We start from the raw sequence: 18726 nt of genomic DNA, 5'->3' as shown, positions 1-18726 counted from the left end.
TTTGGGTAGGGTTTCTCGGCGAAATCCGGCAAATTGTCACTTTATTGTCATGCTAGAGCATTAAAACTGTCATAAGTGGTAGGCAAAGTGGCTGCAACTGGCGCTAAAACGGTATAAAAGCCATGGTACTGCTCAGTTATTTACAGCGTTTTGATACCTACTGTTACTGCCTGTGCTCAGGGATACGAGCGCGTCCGGTTGCAGGGCGGTTAGCGGTTTGGATTTCGCGATCAGGGGACGGCTACGCTTACTTTGCGATTGCACTAGCGAGTGTCTTGTTAAATAATTCTGGTATCGCTTATTTCCAGCATTTATTACTCGCCTTCCTAATTGAACTGCCCATTTACTGGCTCTTAAAAAGCAGCTTCAAACGCCGACGCCCCAGTGACTTAGGGTTGTCGCTGGCAGCGCTGATTGTCGCGTCTGACAAATTCAGTTTTCCCTCCGGACACACGGCAGCTGCTTTTATATTTGCAGGGATAACCCACGTCCACTTTCCCGAACTTGGTTTTGTTTGCTACTTGTGGGCGTCTGCCATTGGTGCTTCTCGGGTTATTGTTGGCGTGCACTTCCCGTCAGACATATTAGCCGGTGTATTGTTAGCAGTACTCATTTGGGAGCTTATGCTATGAGAGTTCTATATGGTATTCAGGGGACTGGAAATGGTCACCTTTCCAGAAGCCATACTTTGGCTACTTACTTAAGTCAGCAGCCGATTCACGTTGACTATCTGATTTCCGGACGCAGGAACTCTGGCTTGTTTGATATGGACGTTTTTGGTGCTTATCAAAGCCGCGAGGGACTGTCTTTTGTCACTGAAAATGGTGCCTTGAAACGCCGAAAAACGCTCACCTCAAATAACTGGAAACAGTTTTACAACGACGTAAAAGCGTTAGATGTAACGCAATATGATCTGGTCATTACGGACTACGAGCCATTGAGTGCCTGGGCAGCTAAACGAGCTGGAGTGCGTTCTATTGGTTTGGGGCGGCAATACGCATTCTGGGAGCCTGAGCTTTATAAAACGCTGAGTCTCTGGCAGCGTCAAATGATTAAGCAGTTTGCTCCCTGTTCAACGCCTGTTGGCATGCATTGGTTAGAGTGTGGTAATGCCATACCTCCGGTTGTTCGAGAACTTGACAATGGTTGTAAGGGGGGCTTAGCGCAGCGAGTGATCGTTTATCTGCCGTTTGAGGATCCTAAAGTTATTATTAACGCACTTTACCCTCTCGATGATTATGAATTCTCGGTTTTTCATCCCAAATTAACGCGGTGCAGCTATGGGCACATTGAATGCTTCGCACCGTCAAGGCAGCAGTTTTCAGAGCAGTTTAGTCGAGCGTCAGCGGTAATTTCTAATGCAGGTTTTGAAACCAGTTGTGAGGCATTGAGAGAAGGGAAGTCACTGATCATAAAGCCTTTGACAGGCCAGTTTGAACAACAGAAAAATGCGGAAATACTAGAGCGTAAGGGGCTTGCAACAGTAATGAAAAATGTGAGTTGTGCCTCTATTGAACGGGCTCTGCAGGACCGGCAAAGCGCTCACATACAATGGCCTAATGTTGCAAAACACTTAGCGAACTGGATTGCTGATGGCGCAAAAGAGTCAGTCCGGGATTTGAGTAAAAGGCTTTGGGGGCTTTAAAGGGGCTTGGAACTTGGCTCCCCAGGTTGGATTCGAACCAACGACACATGGATTAACAGTCCACCGCTCTAACCAACTGAGCTACTGGGGAATAGATAAGTTTCGTTAACGTTGTATTGGCTCCCCAGGTTGGATTCGAACCAACGACACATGGATTAACAGTCCACCGCTCTAACCAACTGAGCTACTGGGGAATAGATAAGTTTCGTTAACGTTGTATTGGCTCCCCAGGTTGGATTCGAACCAACGACACATGGATTAACAGTCCACCGCTCTAACCAACTGAGCTACTGGGGAATAGATAAGTTTCGTTAACGTTGTATTGGCTCCCCAGGTTGGATTCGAACCAACGACACATGGATTAACAGTCCACCGCTCTAACCAACTGAGCTACTGGGGAACAACGTTCAACGGCTGCGAATATTAAAGCTACTGCCTGAGACTGTCAACTGTTCCATTAAGGTTTTTTAGGGAAACATGACTGTCTGCTGAAAAACTCAACAATTTAGGAAAACACGATACTTTTTGTGAAAATATTATCTATACCTCACGGAAAACAATGTCAAGCTTTGGTAATAATTTCATCTATAACATAAGTGATAAGTTGATCGCTGAAGCGATTATCCACAGATCACTGAGTTGCCCAGTAGATAACGGCTACAGGATCTTATCCACGGAATCTGTGGATAACCCTGTGCTTAACTCTGTTAAATAATACGGTTTATGCGGTGTTGAGCGCAATTTTCGTGATGGTTAAAAATTACCTAGATAAATATATATCTTTTAAAATCAATTGCTTATAAAAGTTCGGTGAACATTTGTTCATTTTGGTGGTTTGTTCATCAGGCAATGCTTGCAGAATCAGCAACTTGTGTATTTCTTAGTTAAATTGATTGAAATTTGGTCCCGTTTAACATCAAATTCCTGTGTTTTTTCTCTTGACTTCTTGTAAGTCATTTAACTAAAAGGCACGCAAAGGATCGCAGTAAATTTTGTTAATTTGTAATAAAAGCGTCAAACGAAAAGAAGTAGTAAATTGAAGAGATACGTATTACTGGGCGAAGAAAGTAAAAGGGTTTTGGCGCTTACCTTGCTGTTTAGCACCAAAACCCCATTTTTTATAAGTTTTCTACAAAAGATTTAATGCGTTTGACCGCTTCTTTTAGCGTGTTGAGGTCAGTTGCAAAAGATAGACGACAATAGCCTTCAGCACCAAAGGCCGAGCCTGGCACTAACGCAACATTGGCATCAGAGAGTAATTTCTCACAAAACGAGACGTCGTCCTTTGTTCCTGCTTTTTCCATCAGTTTTTCAATGTGTGCAAACGCATAGAAAGTACCATCGCCGGGGACACAGTTTATGCCATCAATTGCATTTAAGGCGTCGACTAAGTAATCGTGACGCTCTTTAAATGCCGTTACCATTGTTTTTATACAGCTTTGATCGCCATCGAGAGCGGCAGCGGCAGCATATTGACTGATACTGGCCGGGTTAGATGTGCTTTGCGACTGCATTTTTTTCATGGCGGCAATAATAGGTGCAGGGCCTGCAGCGTAGCCAATTCGCCAGCCTGTCATTGCATAAGCTTTGGAAACGCCGGTAAGAATAACGGTGCGATCTTTTAGATCGGGAGCAACCATAGGCAGGTTAGCAAATGGCGAATCGGACCATAAAATGTGCTCGTACATATCGTCTGTAGCAATTAACACATTCGGATAGTCTCTTAACACGTCCGCTAACGCTTTCAATTCTTCCGCAGTGTAGGCAGTACCAGCCGGGTTTGACGGACTATTAATGAACATTAAACGAGTTTTATCGGTTAATGCACCCCGCAGCTGTTCTGCGGTAATTTTAAAACGTTGATCAATGCCTGCTTGTAGGATAACCGGAGTGGCCCCAACCAGTTTTGTCATATCCGGATACGATACCCAGTAAGGCGCAGGAATAACGACTTCGTCGCCGGGGTTCAGCCAGGCACTAAGCAAATTATAGATGCTGTGCTTACCACCCGATGAAACAATAATTTCGTTACGCTGGTAGCTTAACTGATTGTCTCGCTCTAACTTTCTAATGACGGCATCTTTTAGCTCAACAATACCATCGACCGCGGTATATTTTGTCTTACCATCTTTAATGGCTTGAATGGCGGCGTCTTTAACAAATTCTGGCGTATCAAAATCAGGTTCACCCACACCCAAACCAATGACGTCTTTGCCTTGCTGGCGAAGTTCATTTGCCTTTTGAGTTACCGCTAATGTAGGTGATGGTTGAATCGAATTGATACGGTCGGAGAGTTGATAATCCACGTTCAGATCCTGTTTTTCAGATAGAGGAGAATTGCCCAATACTATACGGATTAGGGCGGTTAAAGTCTATTCTCCGTAGCCACAAACAACGGTCTGAGTTACACTATTGGGCTACTTAACTGAGGAGGAATAGAATGGCAGCTGCCGACGCATCACGAAGTCTTATCAGCGCGCCGGTAGGACAGAAGCTTTGGGAAATGACCTGGCCTGTTATTTTCGGTGTGGCCACCCTTATCAGCTTCAATGTTGTCGACACCTTCTTTATCAGTTTATTGGGCACAGATCCTTTAGCTGCCGTTAGTTTTACCTTTCCCGTTACCTTTACAGTCGTCAGCCTGGCCATTGGCCTGGGGATTGGCACTTCCGCTGTTATTGCCAGAAAGTATGGCTCGGATAAACCTGAAGAAGCCCACTTTGATGGTTTCTCGGCACTCTCTGTATCGGCTTTATTAGTTGCTGCACTGGCGGTTATTGGTTATGTACTCATGGAGCCTATCTTTAGCTTGCTTCAGGCTCAAACCAGATTAATGCCATTAATTCGTGAATATATGAGCCTGTGGTTCTTTGGCTGTGTCATGTTGGTGACACCCATGGTGGGAAACGCGGTTTTACGAGCGGCAGGAGATACCCGGACACCGTCATTAATAATGGCTTCCGGCGGCCTTGCGAATGCTATTTTTGATCCTATTTTAATCTTCGGCTGGGGGCCTATACCCGCTATGGGGGTTGAAGGTGCAGCATTAGCTAGCGTTATATCATGGTTTAGCGGTGTGTTACTGGTGTTTTGGTTACTCAGTCGAAATAAGCTGGTGTCTTTTAAGCCAGCCAACGGTCTGAACTTCTTGGCGGCTTGGGTGAAATCCGCAAGAGAGGTTTTAAAAATAGGTATGCCCGCAGCCGGTGCGAATATGTTAACGCCCTTGGCAATGTCAGTGATGACCGCCATAGTTGCGGCTTATGGCGCCCCTGCCGTTGCTGCGTTTGGAGTTGGGTCGCGTTTAGAGTCATTGGCAAGCGTTATTATATTGGCTTTATCGATGTCACTGCCGCCGTTAATCAGTCAAAACTATGGTGCCGACAGAATTGATCGTGTGCAGCAGGCGTATCGTACTGCATTAAAATCAGTGCTGATTATTCAGGCTGTTATTTACTTGCTGATGTTGGTTACAGCGCATTGGATAGCGATGGCTTTTGCCGAAGAAAAGGCGGTGGCCGACATTGTTAAACTCTTTATTTATATTATGCCGTTGGGTTATGGACTACAGGGCGTAATTATTCTGACAAACTCTAGTTTTAATGCGGTGCATAAACCGATGAACGCATTATGGCTTAGCATTGTCCGTTTATTTATCTTGTTTGTGCCCTTGTCGTACTTAGGCAGCTTACTGGCGGATTTAACTGGTCTCTTTATTGGCGGTGTTGTGGCAAACCTGCTAACGGCGACCATTGCCTACGTGTGGTTTTCAAAAGAACTCAGGAGGGAGCATGGCTAAGTCATTTCAGTTGGTTTCTAAATATAAACCAGCCGGCGACCAGCCGAAAGCCATTGATAGTTTGCTCGACAACCTGGATGCAGGCTTAGCTCATCAAGTCTTACTGGGGGTTACTGGCTCAGGCAAAACCTTCACTATGGCGAATGTCATTGAGCGTTCGCAGCGCCCAACATTAATATTGGCGCATAACAAAACACTCGCTGCGCAGCTTTATGGGGAAATGAAAGAGTACTTCCCGAACAACGCAGTGGAGTACTTCGTTTCTTACTATGATTACTATCAACCAGAAGCTTACGTCCCAACAACCGATACCTTTATTGAAAAAGATGCCTCCATTAATGATCATATAGAACAAATGCGCTTGTCGGCGACTAAAGCGTTGATGGAACGTCGGGATGTTGTCCTGGTGGCGTCAGTGTCGGCCATTTATGGTTTGGGTGACCCTGAGTCATACATGAAAATGATGCTGCATTTGCGTCGCGGCGACATTATTGACCAACGTGATATTTTGCGTCGTTTAGCCCAGCTGCAATACAAACGTAACGACGCCGCTTTTGAGCGTGGTACGTATCGCGTTCGTGGTGAGGTCATTGATATTTTTCCGGCAGAGTCGGAGGAAATGGCGGTACGTGTTGAGTTGTTTGACAACGAAGTCGACAGAATCAGTTTCTTCGAACCACTGACAGGCCAGGTCACAGAAAAAGACGTTGCCCGCGCAACGATTTACCCTAAGACGCACTATGTGACGCCTCGGGAAGTACTGGTCAAAGCCATTGATAAAATTAAAGACGAGCTGAAAGACCGTCGCGATATATTACTGAAGCAAAATAAGTTGATAGAAGAGCAGCGCATCAACCAGCGGACTCAGTTCGATATTGAAATGATGTTAGAGCTTGGCTACTGCTCGGGCATTGAAAACTATTCCCGTTACTTGTCCGGACGCGCACCGGGCGAGCCGCCCCCGACATTGATGGATTATCTACCGGACGATGCCTTGCTTATTATTGACGAGTCTCACGTAACAGTCTCGCAAGTTGGTGCTATGTACAAAGGCGACCGTTCCCGTAAAGAAAACCTGGTGGAATACGGGTTCCGGTTACCGTCTGCGTTGGATAACCGCCCATTAAAATTTGACGAATTTGAGGCCATAGCACCTCAGACCATCTACGTATCCGCAACGCCCGGTAAATATGAGCTCGAGCGAAGCAGTAACGAGGTGGTTGAACAGGTTGTCAGGCCGACAGGGTTGGTCGACCCAACCATTGAAGTGCGCCCGGTCGCAACCCAGGTTGATGACTTAATGTCGGAGATTCGTCTGCGCACAGAGCAGGGCGAGCGGGTATTAGCAACCACGCTCACCAAAAAAATGGCGGAAGATTTATCCGATTATTTGGATGAGCATGGAATCAAGGTTCGTTACTTACACTCGGATATTGATACTGTCGAGCGCATGGAAATTATTCGCGATTTACGATTAGGCGAATTTGATGTTCTGGTCGGCATTAACTTGTTGCGTGAAGGTTTGGATATGCCGGAAGTGTCGCTGGTGGCAATCTTGGATGCTGATAAAGAAGGTTTCTTGCGTTCAGATCGCTCCCTTATCCAGACGATAGGTAGGGCAGCGCGTAACGTGAACGGTAAAGCTATCTTGTACGGTGATCGCATTACCGGCTCAATGCAGCGAGCGATTGATGAAACCGAGCGCCGCCGTGAAAAGCAGATTGTGTTTAACAAAGAGCATGGCATAACGCCGAAAGGTTTGAATAAGAAAATTACCGATGTCATGGATTTGGGGCAGGGCAGTGCGCCTGCTCGTAAGAGTAAAGCGGATAAAGCTCTGGCGGAAGTCGCGTCAGGCTATGATGCCCGCACGGTGGTAATTAAAGACACTAAATCGCTATTAAAAGAAATAGAGAACAAAGAAAAGCAAATGTATCAAGCAGCGCAGGACCTTGAATTTGAAAAAGCCGGGCAGTTGCGAGATGACATTGCACAGTTGCGAGAGCAGCTAAAACGCGCTGTATAATTTGCCAGTAAGCACATTGATGGTAGCGAACAGCTTTATCGGTTTTATCTGTTAGATACAAACCTCCTAATCGACCAGAATAGAGTAAAGGTCATGCGGGAGGAACTTATGAAAGACGCAGTGAAAACAGTTTCATTTGGTATTATGCACTTCGCTATCGCATTTAGTGTGGTGTGGTTGATGACAGGCGACGTGGTTCTTGGGGGCGCGGTTGCTCTGATAGAGCCGTTAGTAAATACAGTAGGTTATTATTTTCATGAGAAAATCTGGCAGCGCACAGACAAGCGCCGGACAACAACTGTACGAGAAAGCACGTTACTTGGATAAAGAGGGCAGAGCGAGCTTCCCGCTCTCGCTCCTGCTTGTCATTCTGTTTCAAATGCGCGGTTATGTGGCTGGCATTATTTCCATCACTTTCGCGGAAGACCGTACTCGACTTCTCAAACTCTTCTATACCAACACCGAGCAGTTTGGTGTCATGTTATTGGTGGGCTTACCCGCTTTAGTTGTGCTTTTAGCAACCGCTTTTGCGGCTGAAGACGACCGCAACTGGGCAAATGCTGTCATGCGATTTGCCCAGCCGTTATTGATGCTGTCTTTACTGGTTGATGCAGTGCTCATTGGCTGGCTTTTTGTAGAGAGCTATGGCGCGTTCTCGTTTGGACGTGCCGCTATTGTCTTCGGTTGGTTTATTTGTATTTGGTATTTATTAAACTCTCGCCGCTGGCGCTTTTACCGAACGCATTTGGCCAGCAGAGAGCCTGCTGACCCAACAGCAGAAAAGCGTTAGACTTCTTTACCCGGTGTTTTCGAACGAGAGTTCATTGTGGTTAGTACTGTTAATGGCACCACAATTAACATAGAGCCGATGTAAAAACGCATATCGGGTTGCTCGGCAAAGAAAACAACGCCGAAAAATACTGCCCCGAGTAGCCCTGTATATTCCGCACTGGTTACCTTGTTACTGTCCGCTGCGCGGTAGGCATAAACGCAGGTTGCCGCATAAATCATTGAGAATAAACTCGAGCCCACCGCAATGAGCAGAACATTCCAGTCGAACGGGGCAAACTCAATCAGCGCCAGTATGAGGGCGGTTGGAATACCCAGCAAGTTTGTCAGATATAAGGTGTCAATAATGCCGTGTTGCGTCGGTAGCTTCTTAATAAGTAGGTTGTTAAGAGCCAGCGTCGTCGCTACCACCAGCGCCGCTAACGCAAAGATATTGGCGCCGGTCGGGTTCAAGATAACCATAACACCCACCATGCCTAACGCCGCTGTGACTAATGAGATAATGGTTACTCTTTCTTTAAATAGCAGGCGTGCAAAAACGACCGTAATTAATGGTGCTGCGTAAAAAATCGCGTTAGCGGTCGCCAGCGGTAGCGTCGTTAAAGAGACCACCATAAAGACTGTACCAATTAAAAATATGTGCGCGCGGGTTGCGTGCCAACGTAGGTTTTTAGGCAATAGGGGTCTGCGGAAGTAAAGAATGACCGGCAATAACAGAAGCGTTGCGCTGAGTTGACGGAACAGCACAAATTGAAATGGCGCTTCAAAACCGTCAAGCAGCTTAATCAGAGAGTCAGACAGAATGACCACGTTATTGCCAAGAACCAACAGCAATACCGCTAATATTAGGGAACGATCCATACCAACACCTCCGTTAAACTGCTTGAAAGTGTGGCTATTTTACGAGAGTAAAGTTATAAAATATAATGATATTAAATAATCAATATATGAGATATTTAGATAGTGAGTGTTCCGTTTCGAGCGATACATTATTTTGTGGAAGTGGCCCGCTTGCAGAGCTTTTCCAGGGCTGCTGAGCAGTTGCATGTCTCTCAAAGTGCAGTCAGTCATCAGGTAAAATTATTAGAGTCCTATTTGGATAAACCCTTGTTTGTCCGCAAAGGGCGCACCGTTATGCTTACCGCGGTTGGACAGAGCTATTTCCAAGAAGTGGTTGGTGCGCTGGAGTTAGTCGAAAGTGCAACACGCAATGTGAGAGAAAATGACACGCGGCAAGTACGCTTGGCCATTCATGGATCATTGGCTGTTAAATGGTTAATCCCGGCACTTGATGATTTTAGAGAGCGGTACCCAAATATTGATTTAACCTTGCAAATGCTGACTCAGGACGGTCAGTTCGACAGTCAGTGGGCAGATTGTTTTATCACAACGCAACCGCCAGGTACGGGCTACCAACGCTATCATTTGTACGATGAGACACTGAAACCCTATTGTTCTAAGTCGGTTTGGACCGAAGCGCATCGCATTACCGAGCCTGTTGAATTGGCTCGTTTCCCTTTGTTATCGGCAATTTCAGCTTTTGCGAACGGTAAGCCTGGCACCGACTGGCAGCGCTGGTTCGAAAAGGTGTCATTACGACTCCCTAAAACCGCAAAAGTGCATCATTTCAGTCATTTGTTGTTAGCGGCGGAGGCGGCTAAATACGGGCAGGGCATTGCGCTTTTAAATGAGTTTATGACCACCGAAGAAGAACGGAAGAATAGTCTCTTTGAATTGCCTTTTCACAGTATTCGTACAGATGACAGCTTCTATTTTGTCTATCCGTCATCAACCGCAAAAAGCCCGGGTTTAGAGGCATTGGGCGACTGGCTAGTGACGCTGTGCAGAAATCGGTAAGAATAGAAGCGTGCGCGGGGCACGCTTTATGTCGGCTTTATGGCTTATTGTTTAACCAAGCGACCTTGCTTATCGCGGAAGCCGCCAACCAGAATAACGATAAAGTCGATAAGCGTCCAAAGGCCTAGGAAACCCAGGGTCAGAAGCATTAAAATGCCGGTGCCTACCTTGCCAACGACAAAGCGGTGAATACCTAAACTACCCAGGAAAAAGCAAACAATCGCCAAAACAACGCGACTATGCGGACTGACTTCTGCAGGATCCATAAAAAGCTCCAATTGTTGTTGTTATATCCTAAGGTGTTAATTAACGAGGAATTAACACCTTAATAATATGCAGATAAAGTCTTTTGGATTCAAGAGTTTTAATTTAGCATCCAATCAGCGATGGCTTGGCAGTGAACTTCAGTGGTGTCAAACAGCGGCATGTCTGAGTGTTCCTGCTGGACGAGCAAGCCGATTTCGGTACAGCCTAAAATAACGCCTTCTGCGCCTTTGTCAGATAGATCATTGATAATTTCCAGGTATTTTTTCCGAGCATTATCGGTAAATTGACCGTGGCAGAGCTCTTTAAAAATGATGCTGTCTATTGCTTTGCTGTCACTTTCATTGGGTATCAGGACTTGAATACCTTGCTGCTCAAGGCGCTCTTTATAAAAAGGCTGTTGCATCGTAAAACGAGTGCCTAAAAGCCCTGCACGTTCAACCGCGTTCTTTTTAAGATGGTTGGCCAGAGCATCAACAATATGGATAAGCGGAATGGAAACGGCGGCCTCAATTTCAGGGGCGACTTTATGCATTGTATTGGTTGCGATAACAATACATTCGGCCCCGGCCTTGTCCAGTTGTCTGGCTTTAGTCACAAGGGCACTTGCGGCGGTATTCCAGTCGCCCCTGCTCTGCATTTCTTCAATAGGCGCAAAGTCGACACTGGCAAGTAAGAGCTCCGCGCTGTGTAGACCGCCTAACCGCTCATTAATCAATTGATTTAAACGCCGATAATAAGTACTGGTGGACTCCCAGCTCATACCGCCAATAATGCCGACTGTTTTCATGTAAGCCTCTTGAAGGTAAATGCTTTATTTATAGCATCTCTCCAGCTTGTGGTTCGGTATTTCTTAATCAAATGTTCGGGACTTAAGAACCTCAGGCTTTAGGAAAGGCTTTTCACCCGTGTTGTCATGGTCACCCAAAATCTTGCCGTTTATCTCTTGTCCGTATAAAGACCACTGATAAAAGTTTTTATATTTCTCTCTGGTTTCTTTTATATCGCCAGTGTAGCGAGGATCTTGAGGACGTTCGTGTGCGTTAATAAAGTACGCAACGTTCCAGGCTTCTTTGTCGCTTAGACGGCCAGGCTGCCCTAACGGCATATTATTTTGAATAAAAGAGGCGGCGGTAAAAATACGCGTCATGCCGGCCCCCCAGTTGTAAGAGCCGTCGCCCCAAAGAGGAGGAAATACAATGTCACCGTTGACGGTTTTACCTTCACCATTTGAGCCGTGGCACACTGCACAATTTTCTTCGTAGACCTGTTTACCGGCGTCGTAGCTAATGTCTTCAGGCATTTGCTTTCCTAAATGACTAAAGCCTCGTCCGGCTATATTGCTGTCGTAAACCTTTGCGCCTTTTGCCATATATTGGTGGTAGGCCACCATTGCCAACATATCGTCACTGCCATATTCAGGTGGCTTACCATTCATGGAAAATGAGAAACACCCGGCAATGCGTTCTTCTAACGAGTTGACGTGCTGGTTTTTACCACGAAAGTCAGGAAGCGTTGTGGCTGCTGGCCAAACCGGACCTGCCCAAGGAAGTCGACCCTCGCCCATATGGCATGACTTACAGTCCATGTCGTTGAATACGTACTCACCACGGTACTGCTGGGTGTTCATGAACATGTCACGACCTTTAAGAATCACTTTGCGCAGCTCTTTATGCAAGTTTGGGTCGTTCTCAATATCGCTTAATGTGGGCGCATCGTGAACATATTTACCTTGTTCAAACTCAGGTAGCTTAACCTCGCTCGGTGACTGAGATTGCGCGATAGCCAGCCCACCAATAGAAATTCCAATTAAAGATAAAGTAACTTTGAGTGAAGTATCCATAGTTGAGCTCCTATTCTGCAGCTGGGATTGAAGCAAGGTAAGCAGAAACAGCTTCTATCTGCTCATCGCTTAGGCGTTTTGCTACGGCTTCCATAAGCTGAACTTTGTCGGTTTTACGGTTACCACTTTTCCAAGCATTAATTTGCTGCTTGATATAACTTGAGTGCTGACCCGCAATGCCTGGGAAGTTTTCATCAACGCCTCGATTATTAGGGCCGTGACAGGTGCTGCAAGGTGGAATGTAGTTATCCCAGTCACCCACATTAACTAACCGTTCACCCTGTTTAATTAACCCTGAATTCGCACTCTCTGCGGTGCTTGTTGGTTTATCTAAACTGGCATAATAAGCGGCGATGTCTTGTAGCTGTTGGTCGCTGAAATTATCGATGTTCATAGACATTACCGCGTTGTTTCGATCGCTCGTCTGATAGGCTTTTAACTGCCGATACAGGTATTGTTCATTCATGCCGGCAATATAAGGAAATGCGCCTGCCGCATTGCCTTCACCATTAGGTCCGTGACATGCCATACAGGGGGCACCGCTTCCGTCACCTTTCATTGATAACTGCTGGCCCGATTCCGGGTCACCATCCGCTGAAACGCTCAGAGAAACTCCCAGAAATAGAGCACCCAGCGCGCAATTTACGACGAATCCTTGTTTATTATTCATAGTAATACCCTATATTTAATGACGAGTATGATAGTTAGTATAGTAGCAGATAATATATTATAGTCACATTAACAGTGTGGTTATTAACAAAGGAATGAATGATGAGAGCTTCGAAGATTGCAGTCGCGCTGTGTTTTTGTGGCCTGGGGAGTGTATCCGTCCAAGCGGAAACAAATTTATCGAGCCAGTTATTTATCAATGCGAGCAATATTCAGCAAAAAGATCAAACGTCAAACAGGGAAGGCTGGGAGTTCGACTTAAAGCGGTTTTACCTCGACTTCAGTCACCAATTTAATGACAAATGGAGTGCTGTAGTAACAACGGATGTTCAGTGGCGTCGTCAACAAGATCCGACTGACGTCTGGTTCCGTCACGCTTATGTACAACGTAAACTGCCGAATGGCCAGCTTTTGCAGCTAGGCGTCGCGCCTTTGCCCTGGATTGATTACATTGCTCGTAAAGTAGGTTACCGCTATGTCGACCCAAGCCTGACGCCAATGAATCAGTTTGCGGGTCCCACTGACTTAGGTGTTCATTACACGAATAAAAGCGATGGCGTTAGTTATGCTGTCTCTGTTGTAACCGGTGGTGGCTTTAAAAAACCAAGAGTGGGAGACTCGGTCGATGTAGAAGCCTACGCTGCGTTGCATGTCGCTCCGGGACTGGATATTGCTGTTGGCGGTTATCGTGGAGCTCGCACGCAGGACAAAGACGACGCTCCAAAGATGAATACCGCAGAGCGTTTTAATGCATCCATTAATTATCAAATTAAAAAGATGCGTCTCGGCGTTGAGTACGTTCATAACAATAACTGGGCGCAGGTAGCCAGTCCGGTGGAAGATGCGAAAAGCGGTTGGGGAAGCTGGGCGAGTTATCGTTATGCACCCAAGCACTCTGTGTTCGTGCGCTATGATACAACGAAGCCAAGTCGCCGTTTAAATCCGAGTTATGAAAAAGACTATGTACAGATTGGCTGGGACTGGAAAGTCTCGCCTTATCTGACTTTAGCTGTTGTGGGTAAGCGGATAGAGGAAAGCAGTGTCAGCTTCGATAGAGAGTCAAATGAGCTGGGTCTGTGGAGTATGTGGAACTTTTAATGAAAAGCGGCCTTAGTTTAGCTAAGGCCGCTTGTAGGCTAACTGATGTTCAATCCCCAGTCGTCATAAGCCGCTTTTGCAAGCTCCTCTCGGAATTTTGGGTCGGCAATATGAATCAGCTCGCGCGCTCGTTCGCTCATGCTTTTAGCGCGTAAGTTAGCGACGCCATGTTCGGTGACAATGTAGTGCACATGGGCGCGCGTAGTGACCACGCCAGCACCCGGAGCAAGCAAAGAGCTAATACGAGACACCGTTCCGCCACAAGCCGTTGAGGGCAGAGCAATCACTGAGCGACCACCTTCCGACAAGCTGGCACCGCGCACAAAGTCCATTTGACCACCGACGCCGGAGTATATTCTAGTGCCAATAGAGTCGGCACAGACTTGTCCACTCAGGTCGACCTGAAGGGCGCTGTTTATGGACATAACTTGCTTATTTTGGCGAATAACCGAGGTGTCATTGGTGTACTCAACATCGAGGAAAAACACTTCCTGGTTGTCATCAACAAAGTCATAAAGTGCCTGAGAACCCATCGCAAAAGTGGTGACAATGCGGCCACGGTGCTTACGCTTACGGCTATTGTTTATGACGCCACGCTCAACTAAGGGCAATACCCCGTCAGAGAACATTTCGGTGTGAATGCCCAAGTCTCTATGATGATGCAGACACGCTAGCGTCGCATCGGGTATGGCGCCAATACCCATTTGCAAACAGTCGCCGTCATCAATAAGGCCCGCAACGCGCTCACCAATTTTTTGTGTAATGGGGTTTTGCGGTGGCTGGTTGTGAATTGGAATAGGAGCCGATTCTTCAAAGTAGCGATCAAATCGTTTTAAGGAAACTAGCGCGTCGCCATGCGTCCGAGGCATATTAGGGTTTATCCAGGCAACCACTTTTTTTGCCACTTGCAGCGCCGCCCGGGTTGCTTCTACTGAAATACCTAAACTGCAATTACCGTGTTTATCCGGCGGTGACACCTGAATGATAGCGGCATCCAGTGGCTGTTCGCCTGAGCGAAATAACTTGGGAATTTCAGACAGGAAAATCGGGACATAGTCGGCGAGTCCCTGATTAACGGCCTGCCGGGTTGAGGCGCCGACAAAGAAAGCACGTTGGCGAAGGTGTCCTTTAAGCTCTGGGTCGCAGAGTATTTCGCTGTATTCTGTGTGGAGCTGCAGTAATGTCAGATCTTTTCGTTGCTTTGCGACCTCTTTCAGGCCTTCCAGCAGTTTGTATGGCGTTGCCGCCATTGACTGACACCAAATAACATCACCATCGTTAATAATAGAGAGCGCCTCTGCAGCTGAATTAACTTTCATTACGGCTTCCTTTTTAGCGAGAAGTATTGAGCGAGATCAGAAGTATAACCGCTTTACGTGTGAGGGTATTTACCCAGTAAGTGATACCTACTGGGCTTTTGGGGATTTGTTAGGCGGTTAGGTACTTCGCATGGAAGCGAAGCTGAGCTTCGATAAATGACGAGATGAAGTAATAGCTGTGGTCATAACCGTCATGTAAATGAACAGTACCGCCGCCGTTAACTTCGCTAATGGCGTCTTTTAAGTTCTCCGGTTTTAACTGCTCTTCTAAAAATCCGTCAGCTAAGCCCTGATCAACTCGAATCGGAAGTGTCTGCCCTTTAGATTTAATGAGCTCAACAGCATCGTATTGCTTCCATTGTTCGCGATCATCGCCCAAGTAAGCACTAAAGGCTTTTTCGCCCCAGGGGCATTGTGTTGGGTTGGTAATCGGCGAGAATGCCGAAATACTGGTGTAGCGGTCACTGTTACGTAAGCCAATAACTAAAGCTCCGTGTCCGCCCATGGAATGACCTGCAATAGCCCGCTTGTCATTAACCGGCAGCTCGGCTTCGACTAATTCCGGCAACTCTTTCACAATGTAGTCGTACATTTGATAATTCGACTTCCACGGCTCTTCAGTCGCGTTGACGTAAAAGCCTGCACCTAAACCTAAGTCGTAAGCGCCGTCTGCATCGTCGGCTACATTGTCTCCACGCGGGCTGGTATCGGGAATAATTAAGGCAATACCCAACTCTGTGGCTACCCGCTGTGCGCCGGCTTTGGTGGAAAAATTTTCATCAGTGCAGGTTAAGCCCGATAGAAAATAAACCGCCGGAACCTCTGTTTTCTCTGCGCGTAATGGCAAAAAGACACTGAACTGCATAGTGCAGTTCAGTACTTCAGAGTCATGTTCAAAACGCAGCTGACGACCGCCAAAACAGCGAGTTTCGCTAATTTGTTTCATCACTGGCTCCATTAATAATGAATGACCGAGCGAATCGACTTGCCTTCGTGCATTAGGTCGAACGCTTTATTAATGTCTTCTAACGGCATGGTATGGGTAATAAAGGTATCCAGGTCAAACTTACCGTCCATGTATTGTTGAACATAGTCAGGCAGTTCAGTACGGCCTTTAACGCCACCAAAGGCACTGCCACGCCATACGCGACCAGTAACCAGCTGGAACGGACGGGTGGAAATTTCTTCACCGGCACCGGCAACACCAATAATGACAGATTCACCCCAGCCTTTATGGCAGCATTCAAGTGCCGCGCGCATAACATCAACGTTACCAATACACTCAAATGAGAAGTCGACGCCACCGTCGGTCATATCAACAATGACTTCCTGAATGGGTTTGTCATATTCGGTTGGGTTCACAAAGTCAGTCGCGCCCAACTCTTGAGCAATCGCTTTTTTGTCGTCGTTCACGTCAATGGCAATAATGCGTGAAGCTTTAGCTTGTACCGCGCCGATAATAACCGCCAGGCCAATGCCGCCCAGACCGAATACCGCAACTGTGTCGCCTTCCTGCACTTTGGCGGTGTTTTTAACCGCACCCATGCCGGTGGTGACACCACAGCCAAGCAGACACACTTTTTCAAGCGGTGCTTCTTTTGGAATTTTCGCCAGTGAAATCTCTGGTAGAACGGTGTATTCAGAGAAAGTCGACGTACCCATGTAGTGATAAATAGTCTCGCCGTCTTTAGAGAAACGGCTGGTGCCGTCCGGCATTAAGCCCTTACCCTGGGTGGCTCGAACCGCCTGACACAGGTTGGTTTTACCCGAGGTACAGAACTTACATTCACCACATTCTGCGGTGTATAAAGGAATGACATGGTCACCGACTTCAACTGAAGTGACGCCTTCGCCGACAGATTCAACAATGCCACCACCTTCGTGGCCTAATACTGACGGGAAAATGCCTTCAGGATCTTTACCTGACAATGTGTAAGCGTCAGTGTGGCAGACACCGGTGGCAATAATACGAACGCGTACTTCACCTTTTTTGGGTGGCGCAACATCAATAATTTCTTCTTTCAATGGTTCGCCCGGCCCCCAGGCAACCATAGCGCGTGACTTTATTGTTTCCATGATACTTCCTTTTTCTTTTAAAGAGTTAACTAGATTACGTAATAGCGTAGCTTAAGTTTAACTTTTTCTCATAAGCAGGTAATCTTATGTTTATACAAATTACTTTTTCGTAAATGAAATAATAGGTTAATATGAAAGCTTGGCAGGGAATTAGTGAGTTTGCCGCTGTCGCTGAACGGCAGAGCTTTACCGCAGCAGCGCAAGAGCTTGGGCTCTCTGTCGCGCAGGTCAGTCGGAATATCGCAGCGTTGGAGAGTCGACTGCGTATGCAACTGCTATATCGGTCGACCCGCAGTGTCAGCTTAACAGAAGAAGGGAAGCTATACCTGCCGCATTGCCAGCATTTAGTCGCCAGCCTGAGAGACGCTGATCAGGCCATTCAACAGCGCACACAACAACCTCAGGGACTTATTAGAATTACCGCTCCCGTTTATTATGGTGAACGTTTTATAGCCCCGCTTTTAAATGATTTTCTGCAAGTTTATGAAGACTGCCGTCTGGATTTGCAACTCACGAATGATCAGGTCGACCTGATTGAAGGCAGTTATGACGTCGCTATTCGACTTGGACAGTTGGGCAACCCAAGACTCAGAGCGCGTAAGCTTGGTAGCCGACGTCATTATGTCGTGGGTTCTCCGAGCTATTTTGAACGTGTTGGTGAGCCTAACAGCGTTAATGATCTTGATGCGCATAAGTGCTTTACCGGTACCGTCAAACAATGGCGGTTTGAGGTGGACGGGCGCTCAGAAACTTACCGGCCAGAGCTTTATTTGCATTGTAACAACGGCTTGGCGCTTAGAGATGCCGCGATAAAAGGCTTAGGCCTGGCGATGTTACCGGATTATTACGTCACAGATGCCTTGGCAAGTGGTCAGCTTAAAGAAGTATTAGCAGATTATAGGCAAGCGGATGACGGTATTTGGGCATTGTACCCGGAAAACAGACAGGTCATTCCTAAAGTCAGGGTGCTTTTAGATTATTTACTGGAAAATCTGAAGTAAAAAAATGGTGGTTGCTACTGGGCTCGAACCAGTGACCCTCGCCTTGTAAGGGCGATGCTCTCCCAACTGAGCTAAGCAACCATCCTGAAGGTCTGCAACTAAGGGGAAGAAGAGAAGTGGTGGTTGCTACTGGGCTTGAACCAGTGACCCTCGCCTTGTAAGGGCGATGCTCTCCCAACTGAGCTAAGCAACCATTCTCACTGTGACACTTCTGCGTCGTTGCGAGGAGGCATTATAGGGATCAGATGAAAACTGTCAAATAAAAATTGCGAACTTTGTATCGTTTGCTGACATTTTAATCATTTCGATTAGCAGATGCGCTGAGCGCTCAGTCTTGATA

The 18726-nt window shown here is 46.7% G+C and carries 18 protein-coding genes and 6 tRNA genes; 9 read left to right on the top strand and 15 right to left on the bottom strand.

Annotation, left to right across the window (positions count from 1 at the left end):
• Nucleotides 1-122: 122 nt before the first annotated feature.
• Together CWI73_RS04400 and CWI73_RS04395 are read left to right on the top strand one after the other, a co-directional pair.
• Entirely contained in the window at nucleotides 123-632 is a 510-nt protein-coding gene (locus CWI73_RS04400; RefSeq protein WP_126751707.1) for a phosphatase PAP2 family protein, read from the top strand.
• Nucleotides 629-1645 (top strand): glycosyltransferase family protein, encoded by a 1017-nt coding sequence (locus CWI73_RS04395; RefSeq protein WP_126751706.1) that lies wholly within the window; start codon nucleotides 629-631, stop codon nucleotides 1643-1645. The genes CWI73_RS04400 and CWI73_RS04395 overlap by 4 nt, the downstream gene beginning before the upstream one ends.
• Nucleotides 1646-1659: 14 nt before the next feature.
• On the opposite strand, the gene CWI73_RS04390 is transcribed toward CWI73_RS04395, so the two are convergent.
• The 5 genes from CWI73_RS04390 to CWI73_RS04370 all read right to left on the bottom strand — a co-directional run bounded on the left by CWI73_RS04390 (nucleotide 1660) and on the right by CWI73_RS04370 (nucleotide 3951).
• Nucleotides 1660-1736 (bottom strand) — tRNA-Asn (locus CWI73_RS04390).
• A 26-nt stretch (nucleotides 1737-1762) separates the two neighbouring features.
• Nucleotides 1763-1839, bottom strand: a tRNA-Asn gene (locus CWI73_RS04385).
• Between the two features lie 26 nt (nucleotides 1840-1865).
• A tRNA-Asn gene (locus CWI73_RS04380) sits at nucleotides 1866-1942 on the bottom strand.
• A 26-nt stretch (nucleotides 1943-1968) separates the two neighbouring features.
• Nucleotides 1969-2045 (bottom strand) — tRNA-Asn (locus CWI73_RS04375).
• A gap of 718 nt (nucleotides 2046-2763) precedes the next feature.
• Entirely contained in the window at nucleotides 2764-3951 is a 1188-nt protein-coding gene (locus CWI73_RS04370) for a pyridoxal phosphate-dependent aminotransferase (RefSeq protein WP_126751705.1), read from the bottom strand.
• 134 nt (nucleotides 3952-4085) lie between these two features.
• On the opposite strand from CWI73_RS04370, the gene CWI73_RS04365 reads away from it, so the two are divergent.
• From CWI73_RS04365 to CWI73_RS04350, 4 genes are all read left to right on the top strand, one after another.
• Nucleotides 4086-5444, top strand: a complete 1359-nt coding sequence (locus tag CWI73_RS04365) for an MATE family efflux transporter (RefSeq protein WP_126751704.1) — start codon at nucleotides 4086-4088, stop codon at nucleotides 5442-5444.
• Nucleotides 5437-7470, top strand: coding sequence for an excinuclease ABC subunit UvrB (gene uvrB, locus CWI73_RS04360; RefSeq protein WP_126751703.1), 2034 nt, complete (start codon nucleotides 5437-5439; stop codon nucleotides 7468-7470). The genes CWI73_RS04365 and uvrB overlap by 8 nt, the downstream gene beginning before the upstream one ends.
• A 108-nt stretch (nucleotides 7471-7578) precedes the next feature.
• A complete protein-coding gene (locus CWI73_RS04355) occupies nucleotides 7579-7797 on the top strand; it encodes a DUF2061 domain-containing protein (protein WP_126751702.1) in 219 nt (72 codons plus the stop codon).
• Nucleotides 7727-8260, top strand: a complete 534-nt coding sequence (locus CWI73_RS04350) for a DUF2919 family protein (protein WP_126751701.1) — start codon at nucleotides 7727-7729, stop codon at nucleotides 8258-8260. The genes CWI73_RS04355 and CWI73_RS04350 overlap by 71 nt, the downstream gene beginning before the upstream one ends.
• Here CWI73_RS04350 and CWI73_RS04345 read toward each other — a convergent pair.
• The gene (locus CWI73_RS04345) at nucleotides 8257-9120 is read right to left on the bottom strand and encodes a DMT family transporter (protein WP_126751700.1); all 864 of its coding nucleotides are present in this window, start codon (nucleotides 9118-9120) and stop codon (nucleotides 8257-8259) included. The two genes, CWI73_RS04350 and CWI73_RS04345, sit on opposite strands and share 4 nt — an antisense overlap.
• Before the next feature lie 102 nt (nucleotides 9121-9222).
• Between CWI73_RS04345 and CWI73_RS04340 the strand changes: the two genes are divergently transcribed.
• Nucleotides 9223-10116 carry a LysR substrate-binding domain-containing protein gene (locus tag CWI73_RS04340; RefSeq protein WP_126751699.1) on the top strand — a complete coding sequence of 298 codons (894 nt, stop codon included), beginning with the start codon at nucleotides 9223-9225 and terminating at the stop codon, nucleotides 10114-10116.
• Between the two features lie 44 nt (nucleotides 10117-10160).
• Here the strand turns inward: CWI73_RS04340 and CWI73_RS04335 are convergent, their stop codons facing one another.
• From CWI73_RS04335 to CWI73_RS04320, 4 genes are all read right to left on the bottom strand, one after another.
• Nucleotides 10161-10382 carry a TM2 domain-containing protein gene (locus tag CWI73_RS04335; RefSeq protein WP_126751698.1) on the bottom strand — a complete coding sequence of 74 codons (222 nt, stop codon included), beginning with the start codon at nucleotides 10380-10382 and terminating at the stop codon, nucleotides 10161-10163.
• A 98-nt stretch (nucleotides 10383-10480) separates the two neighbouring features.
• Nucleotides 10481-11170 (bottom strand): aspartate/glutamate racemase family protein, encoded by a 690-nt coding sequence (locus CWI73_RS04330; RefSeq protein WP_126751697.1) that lies wholly within the window; start codon nucleotides 11168-11170, stop codon nucleotides 10481-10483.
• A 63-nt stretch (nucleotides 11171-11233) separates the two neighbouring features.
• On the bottom strand, nucleotides 11234-12223 hold the full coding sequence (locus CWI73_RS04325; protein WP_126751696.1) for a c-type cytochrome: 990 nt from the start codon (nucleotides 12221-12223) through the stop codon (nucleotides 11234-11236).
• A gap of 10 nt (nucleotides 12224-12233) precedes the next feature.
• Nucleotides 12234-12893 carry a c-type cytochrome gene (locus CWI73_RS04320; RefSeq protein WP_126751695.1) on the bottom strand — a complete coding sequence of 220 codons (660 nt, stop codon included), beginning with the start codon at nucleotides 12891-12893 and terminating at the stop codon, nucleotides 12234-12236.
• Nucleotides 12894-12994: 101 nt separating this feature from the next.
• Between CWI73_RS04320 and CWI73_RS04315 the strand changes: the two genes are divergently transcribed.
• Nucleotides 12995-13990: a porin gene (locus CWI73_RS04315; RefSeq protein WP_126751694.1), complete on the top strand. Its 996-nt coding sequence runs from the start codon at nucleotides 12995-12997 to the stop codon at nucleotides 13988-13990.
• Nucleotides 13991-14028: 38 nt separating this feature from the next.
• On the opposite strand, the gene CWI73_RS04310 is transcribed toward CWI73_RS04315, so the two are convergent.
• The 3 genes from CWI73_RS04310 to CWI73_RS04300 form a co-directional block, all read right to left on the bottom strand.
• Complete coding sequence (locus CWI73_RS04310) at nucleotides 14029-15309, bottom strand: acetyl-CoA hydrolase/transferase family protein (RefSeq protein WP_126751693.1); 1281 nt, start codon at nucleotides 15307-15309, stop codon at nucleotides 14029-14031.
• A gap of 109 nt (nucleotides 15310-15418) precedes the next feature.
• Nucleotides 15419-16255, bottom strand: coding sequence for an S-formylglutathione hydrolase (fghA, locus tag CWI73_RS04305; protein WP_126751692.1), 837 nt, complete (start codon nucleotides 16253-16255; stop codon nucleotides 15419-15421).
• Between the two features lie 11 nt (nucleotides 16256-16266).
• The gene (locus tag CWI73_RS04300) at nucleotides 16267-17385 is read right to left on the bottom strand and encodes an S-(hydroxymethyl)glutathione dehydrogenase/class III alcohol dehydrogenase (RefSeq protein ID WP_126751691.1); all 1119 of its coding nucleotides are present in this window, start codon (nucleotides 17383-17385) and stop codon (nucleotides 16267-16269) included.
• Between the two features lie 131 nt (nucleotides 17386-17516).
• Between CWI73_RS04300 and CWI73_RS04295 the strand changes: the two genes are divergently transcribed.
• Nucleotides 17517-18386 (top strand): LysR family transcriptional regulator, encoded by an 870-nt coding sequence (locus CWI73_RS04295; RefSeq protein WP_126751690.1) that lies wholly within the window; start codon nucleotides 17517-17519, stop codon nucleotides 18384-18386.
• Between the two features lie 5 nt (nucleotides 18387-18391).
• Here the strand turns inward: CWI73_RS04295 and CWI73_RS04290 are convergent.
• Both CWI73_RS04290 and CWI73_RS04285 read right to left on the bottom strand, forming a co-directional pair.
• Nucleotides 18392-18467, bottom strand: a tRNA-Val gene (locus tag CWI73_RS04290).
• A gap of 36 nt (nucleotides 18468-18503) precedes the next feature.
• Nucleotides 18504-18579 (bottom strand) — tRNA-Val (locus tag CWI73_RS04285).
• Nucleotides 18580-18726: the final 147 nt, after the last annotated feature.

Source organism: Idiomarina piscisalsi, assembly GCF_003987095.1.
Lineage (GTDB): Bacteria > Pseudomonadota > Gammaproteobacteria > Enterobacterales > Alteromonadaceae > Idiomarina > Idiomarina piscisalsi.
Note: the sequence above shows the minus strand (reverse complement) of the source record. Positions and strands in the feature narration are given on the sequence as shown.

Coding starts and splice junctions, on each gene's coding strand:
- CWI73_RS04315 (WP_126751694.1), top strand. CDS start 12,995: ATGAGAGCTTCGAAGATTGCAGTCGCGCTGTGTTTTTGTGGCCTGGGG.
- CWI73_RS04365 (WP_126751704.1), top strand. CDS start 4,086: ATGGCAGCTGCCGACGCATCACGAAGTCTTATCAGCGCGCCGGTAGGA.
- uvrB (WP_126751703.1), top strand. CDS start 5,437: ATGGCTAAGTCATTTCAGTTGGTTTCTAAATATAAACCAGCCGGCGAC.
- CWI73_RS04330 (WP_126751697.1), bottom strand. CDS start 11,170: ATGAAAACAGTCGGCATTATTGGCGGTATGAGCTGGGAGTCCACCAGT.
- CWI73_RS04310 (WP_126751693.1), bottom strand. CDS start 15,309: ATGAAAGTTAATTCAGCTGCAGAGGCGCTCTCTATTATTAACGATGGT.
- fghA (WP_126751692.1), bottom strand. CDS start 16,255: ATGAAACAAATTAGCGAAACTCGCTGTTTTGGCGGTCGTCAGCTGCGT.
- CWI73_RS04350 (WP_126751701.1), top strand. CDS start 7,727: ATGAGAAAATCTGGCAGCGCACAGACAAGCGCCGGACAACAACTGTAC.
- CWI73_RS04345 (WP_126751700.1), bottom strand. CDS start 9,120: ATGGATCGTTCCCTAATATTAGCGGTATTGCTGTTGGTTCTTGGCAAT.
- CWI73_RS04355 (WP_126751702.1), top strand. CDS start 7,579: ATGAAAGACGCAGTGAAAACAGTTTCATTTGGTATTATGCACTTCGCT.
- CWI73_RS04295 (WP_126751690.1), top strand. CDS start 17,517: ATGAAAGCTTGGCAGGGAATTAGTGAGTTTGCCGCTGTCGCTGAACGG.
- CWI73_RS04400 (WP_126751707.1), top strand. CDS start 123: ATGGTACTGCTCAGTTATTTACAGCGTTTTGATACCTACTGTTACTGC.
- CWI73_RS04320 (WP_126751695.1), bottom strand. CDS start 12,893: ATGAATAATAAACAAGGATTCGTCGTAAATTGCGCGCTGGGTGCTCTA.
- CWI73_RS04335 (WP_126751698.1), bottom strand. CDS start 10,382: ATGGATCCTGCAGAAGTCAGTCCGCATAGTCGCGTTGTTTTGGCGATT.
- CWI73_RS04300 (WP_126751691.1), bottom strand. CDS start 17,385: ATGGAAACAATAAAGTCACGCGCTATGGTTGCCTGGGGGCCGGGCGAA.
- CWI73_RS04325 (WP_126751696.1), bottom strand. CDS start 12,223: ATGGATACTTCACTCAAAGTTACTTTATCTTTAATTGGAATTTCTATT.
- CWI73_RS04395 (WP_126751706.1), top strand. CDS start 629: ATGAGAGTTCTATATGGTATTCAGGGGACTGGAAATGGTCACCTTTCC.